13 protein-coding genes are annotated in these 14232 nt (G+C 44.6%); 8 read left to right on the top strand and 5 right to left on the bottom strand.

Annotation, left to right across the window (positions count from 1 at the left end; genetic code table 11):
• Positions 1–39 precede the first annotated feature (39 nt).
• Positions 40–2145: a S9 family peptidase gene (locus tag K339_RS0102335; protein ID WP_028522168.1), complete on the bottom strand. Its 2106-nt coding sequence runs from the start codon at positions 2143–2145 to the stop codon at positions 40–42.
• 148 nt (positions 2146–2293) lie between these two features.
• Between K339_RS0102335 and K339_RS0102330 the strand changes: the two genes are divergently transcribed.
• The 8 genes from K339_RS0102330 (at position 2294) to K339_RS0102295 (ending at position 9212) form a co-directional block, all read left to right on the top strand.
• Positions 2294–3688, top strand: coding sequence for an aldehyde dehydrogenase family protein (locus K339_RS0102330; RefSeq protein ID WP_028522167.1), 1395 nt, complete (start codon positions 2294–2296; stop codon positions 3686–3688).
• Positions 3689–3818: 130 nt separating this feature from the next.
• Complete coding sequence (locus tag K339_RS0102325; RefSeq protein WP_028522166.1) at positions 3819–4130, top strand: type II toxin-antitoxin system HigB family toxin; 312 nt, start codon at positions 3819–3821, stop codon at positions 4128–4130.
• A gap of 349 nt (positions 4131–4479) precedes the next feature.
• On the top strand, positions 4480–4815 hold the full coding sequence (locus K339_RS0102320; RefSeq protein WP_229598682.1) for a helix-turn-helix domain-containing protein: 336 nt from the start codon (positions 4480–4482) through the stop codon (positions 4813–4815).
• A 15-nt stretch (positions 4816–4830) separates the two neighbouring features.
• Complete coding sequence (locus K339_RS0102315) at positions 4831–5445, top strand: hypothetical protein (protein WP_028522164.1); 615 nt, start codon at positions 4831–4833, stop codon at positions 5443–5445.
• A gap of 12 nt (positions 5446–5457) precedes the next feature.
• A complete protein-coding gene (locus tag K339_RS0102310) occupies positions 5458–6216 on the top strand; it encodes a glutamine amidotransferase-related protein (RefSeq protein ID WP_229598681.1) in 759 nt (252 codons plus the stop codon).
• 55 nt (positions 6217–6271) lie between these two features.
• A complete protein-coding gene (locus tag K339_RS0102305) occupies positions 6272–6874 on the top strand; it encodes a hypothetical protein (protein WP_037299004.1) in 603 nt (200 codons plus the stop codon).
• Between the two features lie 92 nt (positions 6875–6966).
• Positions 6967–7743, top strand: coding sequence for a 3-keto-disaccharide hydrolase (locus tag K339_RS0102300; protein WP_028522161.1), 777 nt, complete (start codon positions 6967–6969; stop codon positions 7741–7743).
• A gap of 89 nt (positions 7744–7832) precedes the next feature.
• Positions 7833–9212, top strand: a complete 1380-nt coding sequence (locus K339_RS0102295; RefSeq protein WP_028522160.1) for a glycoside hydrolase family 30 protein — start codon at positions 7833–7835, stop codon at positions 9210–9212.
• Between the two features lie 49 nt (positions 9213–9261).
• On the opposite strand, the gene K339_RS0102290 is transcribed toward K339_RS0102295, so the two are convergent.
• From K339_RS0102290 to K339_RS0102275, 4 genes are all read right to left on the bottom strand, one after another.
• Positions 9262–9843 (bottom strand): helix-turn-helix transcriptional regulator, encoded by a 582-nt coding sequence (locus K339_RS0102290; RefSeq protein ID WP_028522159.1) that lies wholly within the window; start codon positions 9841–9843, stop codon positions 9262–9264.
• A 262-nt stretch (positions 9844–10105) separates the two neighbouring features.
• Positions 10106–11071 (bottom strand): glycosyl hydrolase family 18 protein, encoded by a 966-nt coding sequence (locus tag K339_RS0102285; protein ID WP_028522158.1) that lies wholly within the window; start codon positions 11069–11071, stop codon positions 10106–10108.
• 49 nt (positions 11072–11120) lie between these two features.
• Positions 11121–12218 (bottom strand): Fic family protein, encoded by a 1098-nt coding sequence (locus K339_RS0102280; protein WP_028522157.1) that lies wholly within the window; start codon positions 12216–12218, stop codon positions 11121–11123.
• A 119-nt stretch (positions 12219–12337) separates the two neighbouring features.
• Positions 12338–14101, bottom strand: a complete 1764-nt coding sequence (locus K339_RS0102275; RefSeq protein WP_028522156.1) for an SGNH/GDSL hydrolase family protein — start codon at positions 14099–14101, stop codon at positions 12338–12340.
• Between the last annotated feature and the right edge of the window lie 131 nt (positions 14102–14232).

The raw sequence follows: 14232 nt of genomic DNA, 5'->3' as shown, positions 1-14232 counted from the left end.
TTACCAAGTTTTTAAAACTTGGTAAGTCTAGGTTACAACTTACAATTTCTTCAAAAAGAAGGCCGCAATGGCTTTGTTGACGTTGACCTGATTTTGGTGTTTCATAAAATGATGGGTATCATCCACAATCACTAGGGTTTCGTGGTAAATGTTTTTGTCTTCTAATCGGCGAACAAGGTCAGTGCTTTGGCTAAAGCGTACATTGCGGTCGTCGTCGCCGTGAATAATAAGTACGGGCGATTTCCAGGTATCCATATAAGCAATGGGTGATGATTTCCAAGCCACTTCGAGGGCATATTGGGCATCGGGTGCGCGGTCGTATTGGTCGGGAAGTACCATGTTACGCGTACGCTCAATGGTGCGGTCATGTACACCGTGAACATCCACGCCCGCGGCAAAAAACTGCGAATCTTTGCCCAAAGCCATTGCCGTCAGAAATCCACCGTACGAGCCACCATACACCCCAATTCGTTTAGAATCGACTTGATTTTGTTTCGCAAGCCACTCACCTGCGGCCTTGATGTCAGTGTATTCCGAAGCACCATAACCGCCCCCATTTTTGGGATTATGAAACTCAAATCCGTACCCGATTCCCAAACGATAATTGACCGAAAGAACCACAAATCCCAAACTCGCCAAGTACTGATTCATGGCGTAGGCGTTGGCATAGTAGTCGGAATAGTGCCAACCAAGGAGCATTTGGCGAGGTGGCCCGCCGTGGATATAAACAATGGCTGGTTTTTTGGAAGGACTTCCTGCTTTTTCAAAAAGCTGTCCATGAACGGTAAAGCCGTCGGGGGTTTTGAAGGTAACTTGTTTGGGTGTCACCAACGCCGAAGCAGGATATTGGGCTGGAAGTTTGTCGGTCGCGAGTAGCTGAGGAGTAGCTGAGGGAGAGGTAGTAAGTACGTGGGGCATAGGTGGGCGTTGAGAGGTAGCGCCAATGAATGCTATTGCTGCGCCATCGCCTGTTAAAATAGGCGACCATTCCAAGCCTGAGCCTGGAGTAACGACTTGCATATCGGCGCGGTCAACGGAGACTTTTACCACGTGGCGGCGGTCGATGTCGAGCGGGTCAGTACCTGCATTGGCCGTAAATAACAGCGTTTTTTTGTCAGAACTCAGTTGAATGTGTTCACACATAAAACTGCCAGGAGTGAGTAAGATGGGCGCACCTCCTGACTCGGCCAACGAGTACAAATGTGGCCAACCGTCGTGATACGACAAAAAGACAATGCGGTTGGCCGCCCAGTGCAAATTGGTAGTACCGTGGGTGGTGGGCAAGGTGCCGTTCAGGCGCTTGGGCGATGTCCAGATGGGCGTTGTTTTACCCGTAGCAAAATCAAAAGTAAGAATCGACCACAGATTTGGGCGACGGGCCAAAATTGAATCTGGTTTTCCGCCGAGACCGTTGGTGCGAACAAACGCTAATTTCTGCCCGTCGGGCGACCAGCGCGGCGATTGGTCACGCTTGAATTGCGGGTCAATCCACCGAATAGGCGTTTGGGCATCGGTATAGACACCAATAAACTGGTGGTCGGTGCGGTTGGATTGGAAGGCAATGCGGCTACCGTCGGGCGACCAAACGGGGGAACTATTGGTACCACGGGCCGTAAAAAGAACTGTAGCAGGTGCGGCACCGTCGATGGGTACGGTATAAATTTGTCCACCTTTACTGTAAGCTACCTTATCACTTTTGGGAGAAATGACAGGGTTTTCGCCTTCGCCAAGCGATTTGGGCTCACCTCCCGAAAAAGGAATACTCCACACTTGGACTTTGGTAGGTACGGGATGAAAGCTCGGGTTGACGGGGAGGTCGTCGTTCCAGTTGGAACCGTGGTCGCCCCCGCGAAGATAAATAACCCATTTTCCGTCGGGTGAAATCGCTACACTACTGAGCTCTTGCCCATCGTCTTGGAGATAATTAGTGAGGCGACGAGCGGTAAACGTTGGTCCTTCGGCGACGTAAATGTTGCGTTGACCTTGTTCGTTAAAAGCCCAAGCAATGCGAGAACCTGTGGCGGCAGCGGTGAGCTCGTTGGGAAACGGGTACGCTTTAAGGGCATCCATGTCAAGTTGTTGGGCAAAAAGGGCCATCCAGCCACCCAAAATGAGGTGAATAAAGAGGGTGTAGAAAAATTTCATACGATTAGGTTTGCGATGTTTTCAAATGTACAAAATAAAGTAGTACCATCGGAGGTAAATTCGACCCTTTGGGAGGTAGTATGCGTAGCGGCTTTGCTGTATTTTAAAAATTAACCCGTATTTTTCGGACTTATATGTCACCAAACTGATGAAAACGTTTCAAGTCATTTCTCCTGTCGATGGCTCGGTTTATTTAGAACGCGAGTACGTTACAGCTTCCCACATCGAAACAGTATTAACTACTGCCAAAGCTGCCCAAAAAGCATGGAAAGCCGTTCCTCTGTCGGAACGTATTGCCATTTGTGAACGAGCAGTTGCTTATTTTATCGAACATGCCGACGCCATCGGTACTGAGCTAACGTGGCAGATGGGGCGCCCCATTGCTTATACTCCCAACGAAATCCGTCGAGGTTTTCAGGAGCGCGCGCGTTATATGATGCAAGCCGCTATAGGGGCTTTGTCTGACGTATCGGTGTCTGAAAGAGATGGTTTCCAGCGTTTTATTCGCCGCGAAGCCCTCGGGACAGTCTTTGTCGTAGCTCCTTGGAACTACCCTTACTTGACGTCGGTCAATGTGGTTATTCCTGCCTTATTGTCTGGAAATACCGTTATCCTGAAACACGCGCAACAAACACCCCTTTGCGCCGAGCGCTACGCCGAAGCCTTCAAAGCGGCGGGCTTGCCAGAAGGCGTGTTTCAATATATTCATACGACCCACGACTACGTAGCACGAATTATTGCCGACTCTCGCGTTGATTTTGTGGCATTTACGGGTTCGGTATCGGGTGGCCACGCAGTACAACGGGCCGCAGCCGAGCGTTTTATTGCAACAGGCTTAGAGCTTGGGGGAAAAGACCCTGCCTACGTTCGAGCGGATGGGAATGTGGCATTTGCGGTTGAAAACCTTGTGGACGGGGCGTTGTTCAATTCGGGGCAATCGTGCTGTGGAATTGAGCGCATTTATGTTCACGAAAAAGTCTATGACGAGTTTGTACACGGTGCGGTGGACTTGGTCAACAAATACATTTTAGGTAATCCGTTTGATGCAGGTACGCACCTTGGTCCGATGGTGCGTACGTCGGCGGCAGAGTTTGTGCGTGAGCAAATCCGCGAAGCGGTAAGCCAAGGTGCCAATGCACTGATTGATCCTTCATTGTTCCCAAGCAATCAGGTAGGGACTCCTTATTTAGCACCTCAATTGTTGGTAAACGTCAACCACTCGATGCGTATTATGACGGAAGAAACGTTTGGCCCTGCCGTCGGAATTATGAAAGTGAGCAGCGATGAAGAGGCGATTGCGTTGATGAACGACAGCGATTACGGGCTTACGGCGTCGGTGTGGACGGGGGATGCCGAAGCGGCACTTTTCATTGGAAACCAGATAGAAACAGGTACGTGGTTTATGAACCGTTGCGATTATCTCGACCCAGAATTGGCGTGGACAGGCGTGAAAGATTCGGGGCGTGGTTGTACTTTGTCGGCCTTAGGTTACGAAGCGCTTACACGACCAAAGTCTTTCCATTTGCGCGTGGGAGGGTTTTAATTATAATAAATAGAATTTCAAAAAGTTTTCTAAAGGTAAACAAATTTGTTTACCTTTAGAAAACTTTTTGAATACTCAACAGCCAAATTATATAAAGTTGTTGTTGTAAGTGCTTTAAAAATAGTAAGTTATGGCAAATGTGCTGTCTACAAGGACTTTAAATTATTATATCCAAAAATACCCTGAAGCAGGAGAAGCATTGCGAAAACTATATAAAGAATTGGAGAAGAGTGAGTTTAATAATTTTAATGAGTTAAAGGCTGTTTATGGAAATGCGAGCGTTGTAGGAGATAGCCGAGTTATTTTTAATGTTGTAGGGAATAGATATCGCCTGATTATTAGAGTTAATTTTCAGTTTAAACGGATGATGATAAAATGGTTTGGAACACATGAAGAATATAATTCTGTTGATGCAGCAACGATTGAATATATCCATGAATGAAATAGCATAGCGATTACTTTTAAAAGGGGAGATACTAACTAATTTTTCAAAATAATACTGATTCAATTTTAATATGACGTACTCATCGTAAAATCGTACCATTTTGGAATTGAAACCACTGTTGTAGTAGTGGATATAGAGTATTTGCGAATCCACGTTAAATCCTATCATTTAGGGATTGAAATTTTTAATATACCTTAATTATGAGCTGGTTCTGGACGATGGCGATATTCTTCCAGAGTAATTGCCAGAAGAACAAGGATTGAAGTCACAAAAAGGAAAAAACTAACTCTACAAATCGGAAGAAATTCTTCTGATTCACAAAAGAATAAATAAAATGAACCACGTTTTGAAAACCGAAAAAGATTACAACGATGCTCTTCTTCGAATTGATCAGATTTTTGATGCAGCTCCAGGTACACCAGAAGGGGACGAGGTTGAGTTACTTGTAGTTTTAATAAAAGATTATGAAAATAAATATCATCCTGTTCTACCTCCAGATCCAATTGAAGCAATCAAATTGACATTAGACGAAAGAGGAATGAAAGCAAAAGATTTGGTAGGACTAATTGGTTCCAAAGGATATGTTTCGCAAATACTAAACCGAAAAAAGCCACTAACTGCGGAAATAATGCGGATATTGAATCGACAATTAGGAATTCCTGCTGATATTTTACTTTCGTAGCCATAACGAGCTTTTATGAAAAGACTTTTGTTGCTTTTCTGGATAATTACCTTGGCTGAGGTGGGGCAGGCGCAACAGCGTACTACCCTGTTTTTGGAAGGTTTAGGAACGGGGTTATTGACGTCGATTGGGGTTGACCAGTTGGTAAAAACTGCCCCTTCTTACAAAATAGCCCTCAATGGAGCGCTTGGCTTTTTTCCACTCAATGGACGAAAAATGTATTCTGTTCCTGTTTCGGGGAGTTTATTGTTTGGAAGAGAATCTCATTTCTTTGAGCTAGGAATTGGAATGGCGTATGTCCAGTTTAGACAGCATTGGAAAAAGTCAATGATATTTTTCGATGATATGGGTATGGATCCTACATCCGAGAAGTATCATGTGAATAAACTTGTAGAACGAGAACAGTATCTCTTCGTGACTACCCGTGTGGGATATCGTTTTCAAAAGCCAGAAGGTGGATGGTTCTTTAAGGTTGGCTTTACTCCATTAAGTTCTATTTTTTGGGAAGATAAAAGTATCTATAAGGGAGACAACCCATACCCTTCGATAACACATAGTAAAAGCTGGGGGAAAATCGACCGCAATTTCTTGTTATGGGGTGGAGTGGGGGTAGGTTATACATTGAAATAAGTGATATACAAAGTGAAAAACACCATAAAAATCGGCCTTTTAGAGTGCGACCACGTTCGCGATGAATTTCGACACATTGCGGGAGACTATCGAAATATGTTCCCTACTTTGTTTCTACCCCTTGCTCCCGAATGGGAATTTACCTTTTATGACGTCTCCAATGGGCATTTTCCTGCGTCAGTCGATGAGTGCGATGCGTACTTGAGCACGGGGTCTAAGTTTTCGGTCTATGACGATGAACCTTGGATTCATACCCTAAAAGCATTTGTGGCAGATTTGTACGCGCACCAAAAAATCTACGTAGGCGTTTGTTTTGGGCATCAACTTCTGGCGGAAGCATTGGGAGGAAAAGTACAAAAATCGTCGGTGGGTTGGTGCGTGGGTGTGCATCGGTTTACAGTTTCGGGTTTACAGCTTACAGTTTCAGGTTTGCCTTTGGAGGGAAGTTATCCACAATGGATGCAGCCTTTTCAACAAAACGTCAATTTATTGATGATGTGCCAAGACCAAGTACAGGTGTTACCTCCCGATGCGCAAATACTTGCTACTGCTGACGATTGCCCAGTGGCCATGTTTCAAGTAGGCCAGCGGATGTTGGGCGTACAAGCGCATCCTGAATTTACGGTTCCTTACGAAGAAGCGTTGATGCGGTCGCGGGTGGAGCGAATTGGCGAAACCAAAACCCAACAAGGACTAGAAAGCTTATCTCAGTCCTTAGATAGTGTCTTGGTGGCGCGTTGGATTGTTGAGTTTGTGGCGTCAAGGTTGTAAAAAAAGCGCGAAAGCGCGTTATTTGCCGCTTCAATTTGTCATAACACCCCACTACATGGTTTTTGCGCAATTTCAAGTCAGCGAGCTGGCAGAGTTTCTCAAGTACGGTATTTCAGGATTGAGCGCGATTGCGTTTATTTTATCGTTTTTTTTGCTCAACCGTGAAAGTAGCCGTCCGAAGCCACGCCCCGAAATGCTGCGTTCGATTCGGATGTTTATGGGCCTGACGTTGGTGCTGGGGCTGGTGTCGGGCGTTGCAGCCATTATGAATCCCGAAAGTTCGCCCAAACCAGAAAAAATAAAAACGACTACAACACCGACGAAAAAAGCCTCATTGATTAGTAAAATTACCAGTCCACGAAAAGAGTGGGTCATTGAGGTTTTTTATGATGCAGGGGCAGAACCATTGGCTGATCAACTGGCTGAGGAGTTGGCCGCTTATAAAGAATATGAGGTAAAAACAACGCAGTTGTCGTCATCACGAAAAAAAGAATTAAAAATAACCCGTAGTCAAATTCGTTACGAACTCGTTGAAAAAGAGACGGCTACGCAGTTACAAAAACGTTTGACTAAAATACTTCCCCAAGACGTAAGCCTCAGCCTAAAACAGATTACGTCATCATCGCCCGATTATTTAAGCATCTTTGTATGCGATTAATGCGCAGAGAACGTTAAAAAGACCAACCGTTTGACTTTGTAGAAAAAAAGGTTGTTTGATTCGTAAAACTTTTAATTTCTAATACACCCATGATGAAAAAAACGCTTCTTACTGCGTCGCTCGTCGCTTGTGCTGCTGCTGCTTTTGCACAAGGTTATCCAGGTACTCCTCCTGCGGTTTCGCCCATGCCAATGAAACCCGAAATGACTGAAATTTGGGAGCCTGAAGTAGCGACTGTTACTCCAGCTAAAAACCTTGGCGAAGCACCTTCGGATGCTATCATCCTTTTTAATGGTAAAGACTTATCTCAGTGGGTTTCTGCCAAAGATGGTAGCCCTGCCCCTTGGAAAATTGTCAATGGCGATTACCTCGAAGTAGTGCCTAAAAGTGGTGACATCAAAACTAAAATGAAATTTGGTGATTGCCAATTACACCTTGAGTTTAGCGCTCCTGATAAAGTTGAAAGTGCAGGCCAAGGCCGTGGTAACAGTGGGGTTTTCTTCCAAGACCGTTATGAGTTGCAAATTTTGGATTCGTACCAAAACCGTACCTACCGCAACGGGCAAGCAGGAAGTATTTACAAAGACCATGCACCGCTCGTAAATCCAATGCGTAGCCCGTCGGAGTGGAATGTATATGATGTGGTATATACAGCACCGCGTTTCAAGCCAGATGGTCGTTTGGATGCTCCTGCTCGTATTACTGTCTTTTTGAATGGTGTATTGGTACAAAACAATACCACCATCAACGGTCTAACACTTTACATTGGTCTTCACCACTATCCAGAAGCACACGGAGAGGATGTAATTCACCTCCAAGATCACAATAACGCGACTCAGTTCCGTAACATCTGGATTCGCAGATTGTAATCGTTACAGAAAAATATCCATACAGCCCCGAAAAAACGCATTTTTCGGGGCTGTCTTGTTTCATAACCTATCAATTTTAACCAACTATCATGATGAAAAAAATGCAGGGTATTGTGCTTTTATTATGGGCACTCACTAGCCAAGCCCAACAAGCGGAATTTTGGCTTACAAAAGCAGATAAATCGGTTCTTTTTCAAAAACAAGCCGAGAGGTTGTCGTTTGGTACTACGACCAACACGCTTCCCAGTATTTACGTTGACGACACCAAGACGTTTCAAAAAATGGATGGCTTTGGATATACTCTTACGGGAGGAAGTGCTCAGTTGTTGGCAGCAATGAAGCCTACTGAGCGTGCAAAATTGCTGAAAGAACTCTTTGCCACGGATCAAAATAATATTGGCGTGAGCTATTTGCGCATTAGCATTGGAGCATCCGACTTGAGTGATCATGTATTTACGTACAACGACCTACCAGCGGGCCAAACCGACCCGACACTGACGAAATTTACGTTGGCAGAAGAGAGAAAAGAACTTATTCCTGTGTTGAAAGAGATACTGTTGATAGCGCCCTCGCTCAAAATACTGGGCTCACCTTGGACGCCGCCCGCTTGGATGAAAACCAACGCTGCCTCGAAAGGAGGAAGTTTGAAGCCCGAATTTTACGATGTGTATGCCCAATATTTGGTAAAGTATATTCAAGAAATGCAAAAAGAAGGGATTCAAATAGACGCAATCACGGTGCAAAACGAACCCCTCCATCCAGGAAATAACCCAAGTTTATTAATGCCGCAAGATGAACAAGCCGCTTTTATCAAAAAGAGCCTTGGGCCTATCTTTAAAAAAGCCAATATTAGAACCAAAATTCTGGTTTATGACCACAACGCCGATCGCCCCGATTACCCCATTAGCATTTTAAATGACCCGGAAGCGCGTCGGTACATCGATGGTTCTGCGTTTCATTTGTACGGGGGAAACATCGAGAGTTTGAGGGATGTACACGAAGCCCATCCCGACAAAAACCTCTATTTTACGGAACAGTGGATAGGTGCGCCTGCTAATTTTGGGGGTGATTTGATGTGGCATGTTAAAAATCTAGTCATTGGAGCGCCGCGCAATTGGTGTAAAACCGTTTTGGAGTGGAATTTAGCCGCCGATCCCCAACAAAAGCCTTATACCGAAGGTGGATGTACGGCTTGTTTAGGAGCGCTAACTATTGGCGAAACGGTGGTTCGGAATCCCGCTTACTATATCATTGCGCACGCATCAAAACTTGTCCGACCCAATTCCGTACGTATAGCATCAAACGTCACAATGAGCTTATCAAATGTCGCATTTAAGACACCAGATGGCAAAACGGTACTCATTGTTATCAATGAAAGCGATAAGCCAATGACGTTTAATGTTCGTCATAAAAACAAGCAAATAATGCCTACGTTGGAAGCTAAATCAGTGGCTACGCTTGTTTGGTAAATGATTAAAAACTAATAACGGTGTGTGTATGAGAAACGCTTAAAAGTGATTAGCTGGCGTGTTGGAGTTGGTACTTTTTGGGTGTCACTCCAAAGTGTTTTTGGAACATTTTGTTAAACTTAATGGCCGAATTACTGCCATAGCCAACCATTTTGGCTACTTCATTGCATTTGAGACCTTTACGGAGAAGTTTGCTGGCGTACTCCATTCGTTTTTCAAGGTAAAGTTGATAAAACCCTTTGCCGTAGATTTTCTTAAAAAGGCTGCGGAATTGACTGGTCGCTATTTCTAACTGTGACGCAATCTCCGTTTCAGCAGGGACGTTTTGGGTATGTTTTCGTTGAATATAATAGTCGTAAGCCCACTCAATTTTTTCACGTGTACTTAGGTGAGAAGATGGGACGGCTGATACTGATTCTTCCTTTGGTACATAACCAGCGGATGGAAGTACAGAAACTCCTGCTTTAAGGGACGACGAAAGTACAGGATGATAGACTAACTCAAACGAAATTTGTTTGGACAACAAGAATGAAAGAAGGGTTTGTGTGTCTTGCTGTTCAATTTGTAAACATACTGTTAAGTCCTGATTTTTAGGAAGCTCAGGAGCCGATGTGAAAGGATGTGAATTCATGGTTTTCAAAGTTTGGTGAAAAATAGGGTATTAAATGTATAATGGGTAGATGGATGACGTGGATTAGTATGTTTCGTCACATGAAATCGAAACTTTTTTTTACTATTTGTAAACAATCTAATCTTGACATACCAAAAGAAATATGCCTATTATCTCTTCGTCTAATTAGATTTGAAGATATAAAAACAAAAAGTCCCCAACAGAAAAACTCCGTTGGGGACTGAATAAGAGGGGGATAATTATAATTAAGGACAGGGCAAGCTTATTTTTTTGACCCTCGTTTAATGGCCTGAAGCAGCGAGAACTCATCGTTGGTATCGCACGAAATTTCCCAAATCATGACACCACCGCATCCTCGGTCTTTGGCCAGCTTGGTTTTAAGCTCAATCGTATGAATACCGTTATAAAAAGCGCCTTTCCAATAGTCATCGTAAGGACTTGCGCCGTCTTTTAGCAAACCTTTATAATCGGGGCCATAATTTCCCATTCCTTTTTTAGAATAAAATGGTAGTCCCAAAATGGCTTTTTTCGCGGCAACTCCGCGTTCTTTTGTCCAATAATCTAAGCTTTTAACGGCCAAAGAATAAGGAGAATGGGCGCGGATATAGTTGGGGCCGTAGTCGTCGTCGTAAGCCATCACGTTGACCCAATCCATTTTATCAAGGGCTTCCTTTTTCATTCCATAGCCTTTTTTACCGTAAGAAATCACGGCGGCAGTCAATTTTTTGCCTTGGGCATGGAGCGAATCACCGAGTTCGCTCATGAGGGCTACGTAATGGTCGGCCGAGGGGGAGTCTTCGTCAGGGTATTCCCAGTCCAAATCCACGCCATCTACTTTATAAGTACGAACAAATTTCATGACGTGTTGGACAAACGTATGACGACCTTCGGCACGTTCGGCCATTTTGTGAAATCGGGTATCATCTCCGCCGCCATCACCAATACCCCAACCACCGATGGAGATAAACACTTGGATGTTGTGTTGGTGCAAATACCGTACTAAGCTGTGAAGTGCCTCAGGATTTCGGAGTGGTTCGAGGGAGTCGCCCGTTTTGGCAGGAATTGCAAACGAAAAATTGACGTGGGTCAGAACATCCACGGGAATTTGTTCAGCAGGGATATTGGGTACATAATAGCCAATAACTTTAAAATCATTTGATTTTTTTTGAGCAAAAACGCCCAAACTTAGCGCTACCAAAGCGCTCGAAATAAAGGGTCTGATGTTCATAGAAACGGGATTTGTGAGAGTATAGTTGAAGATGAAATAAAGTTGTCAATTAAAGATTTAAAAAATACCGTGTATGTTTTAATTCGCCCGTTTTGAAGAAGGCGTTGAGGGCTACTAACTCCTGTAGGTCACGGGTGGTTGTAGCGGGAGAAGCTCCCGAAATCACTTGATAGTTTTTTGCACTGAGTCCTCCTCTAAACCCTTCAACGCCCTCTTCAAATACTCTGTTTATTACTTTTACCTGCCTTGGGTTAAGAAGAGCTAGATAATTGGCATAAAATTTATTTTTGTTGATGGTAAATTCTACGATTTTGAGGGTGTAACGCTGTGCTTCTAGCGTAAGTTGAGCAAAATAGGTAAGATACGAATCAATCACAAGTCGATGATTGCAAGCTTGTATGGCGCTGTAGTAGGCTTTTTTGTTAAGGTCAATAACTTTAGAAAATGAGGTGAGAGCAGGATAACCAAGACGCTGAGAAATGGCTTTTTCGGCCAGTGCCCGCCCAATCCTACCGTTTCCATCTTCAAATGGATGAATCATTTCAAAATAAAGATGGGCGATTCCTGCGAATGCTAGTGCAGGCAGTTGCTGATGTGTTGACGTCAGCGTATTATACCAATCTATGTAGGCTTCCATTTCATACTTGACACGAAAAGAAGGTGGAGCTTCATAGTATAATTTAGGAGTAGCTAAGTTACCAGATACAATTTGCATTGGTTCTTCATGTTGCCGATAAGTGCCAATGCTGATTAAATCGCGACGACCGTTCGTGAGCATTTTGTGCCACTCAAATAGCATTTGATGGTTAAGGGGTTGGTTATAATGCAAGTACAAGTCAACCATCATTTCAGCGATACCCACGGCATTGGGTGCCACTTTTCGGTAGTCTGTTTTTAACCCTAAGTGTTTACGAATAGAACTTTGTACGGAGTCCCGATCTAGTATTTCTCCTTCAATACTAGAAGTGGACACCGCTTCTTGGGATAAAATGTCAATTTTGATGGCTTCTTGGTGAGCATTATTTAAGTGCTGAATGCTTCCGATGAATTGCCCTGAATTTCTATGAAACTCAAGTTCATATTCATACAGTTTCGAGTGATTATACTCAAAATGAGGCCAATCGGAATGTTGCCATATCCATTGCATGAGCGATAGCTTTTGATTTTATCGCTCAAAAATAAGAAAATTATGAGCGATAAAATTGTTTGAGCAGTCTTAATTTGAAAGTATAGTTGTTTAATGATGGAATGCCCGCTTTAACTCATTTACTTCTTCAACAACTCCTGCTCTAAGCGTTTGCCAGCTTCTTCATAGCCTGCTGCGCTGGGATGAAGTCCGTCCGAAAAGAAGCTCTCATTGATTTTTCCATCTTTTTGTAAAAACCCTTTACCAATGTCCGAAAACCCTACTTTTTCGGCTTTGGTCATGGCTTGGATGGCTTTGTTGAGCGTGGCTACGCGAGCCTCTTGTTCACGACGAGGGTAAATACCCAACAGCGTAATCTTGGCTTGGGGCTGACGTGTATGAATGGCTTGTACTAAAAAACGGAGGCCTTGCACAATTTCGTCGTCGGTGTTGAGCTGGAGGTTGTTGGTGCCGATGTTGATGATGATTTTTTCGGGGGCAATGCCGTCAAACTCATCGTGATAGACGCGCCACAGCACGTTTTCGACACGGTCCCAGCCAAAACCAAAGTTGCGCACTTGGTAGGGTTCGACGTACTTCTGCCACGAATCGACTCCTTTAATGCGGTTGTTGAGCGGTTTTCCACCCCAATTATGGGTAATCGAATTGCCTATCAAAACCACTTTAGGGGAGTCAGTTTGGTTCAACCGAAGCATATCGTAGTGGCGGTCTTCCCACACGTAGCTGCCTGGTTCGCGGTTTTGACGGGTGGGAATTTGCGTTTTGATTGTCCCAGCAGGTTCCTGCATGATTTCGCGCAGCTTTTTCTCATACGCCTCGGCGTAGCGTATCATCCCGATGTCGTTGGGGTGCGTCCCGTCCACCATTCCTTCGTGGTCGATGTTGATGTCGGAAATGGGCAACGAATACACGCCCGTAATTTTTTCGTTGGCTAATTGTGCCAAAGCTTCGCGCAGATCTTTGTTGGCATCCTCAAACAAGGGCTGGCGGTGAGGCATCAAATAGCCTTCGGTGTAGCCGTCGTGGTCGGTAAGTAAAATTGGCGTGTTGGGGTGTTTGGCGCGAATGGATTTGACCGATGCGACGATTCTTTTTTGGAGTTCTTGGTGATCCACGATGGGGACAATCAAGTTGGGCAAACAATCCAACACAAACACTTTGGCATCAAGCTCATTGATAAGGTCGATGACTTCTTTCTCCAAACGACCGTTGCCCGAAAACCCAAGGTTGATGACCGTTCGGTCAAGCTTTCGAGACAAAATATTTGTCCATGCCATGCCTGGGCGGGTAGCGCAAGCGCCTTGGGCAATGGACGTTCCATAAACCACAATCGGTTTTTCGAGGCGTTGAGGTAATACTTTAAATAAACTACCCTCGGGGACGCCAATCTCCAGATTGCGAACGCTGTTGTACAAAGGCAAAAACAGGCGATACTCGCGGCCGAGCTTGTGGTAGTTGTCGTTGGGGCGAAGCTGGGCAAAAACGTACTGAACTGTGTCTTTGAAGCTGTATTTGCCGTTGGCCCACTGCCAATTTCCGTCGCTATCAATGCCGTACAAATCTACGCCACTCACACCTGTAGAGGGCATGTGGGGCATATTGATAGCGCCCGTTACTTTGTAGCGAACGACGATTTGGTCGGTATTGCTTACAAAACGAATCGAAAGCCCTGCGCTGTTACGTGAGAGGTTCCAAACAGCCTTACGGACGTTGGCTTCGGCGCGCGGTGGAAAACGTTGGATGGTGTCGCGCATTTCGCTAGACCACGCTTGGCCGTCGATAACGGGGAAATTACTGTCGGAAGGCTTCCACCAAACCAACTTCGTTTGGGCGGAGGCAAGAAAGGTGGTTAAGCTGAATAGAAATGTGATGAACAGACGCATGAATGGAAGGAGGTAAGGGTTTAATTTCGGTAGCAATTTAAAGTAAAATACGCACTCAATAGTATTTACTAGGGGATGGCGCGTATATTTTTAACGAACATCTTTTAACCTTCAACCTTTCTATTAAAACT

This window comes from Runella limosa DSM 17973 (genome assembly GCF_000482465.1).
In the GTDB taxonomy this organism is placed as follows: domain Bacteria; phylum Bacteroidota; class Bacteroidia; order Cytophagales; family Spirosomataceae; genus Runella; species Runella limosa.
The sequence above is the reverse complement of the archived record's forward strand: the minus strand, read 5'-3'. Positions and strand labels throughout refer to the sequence as shown.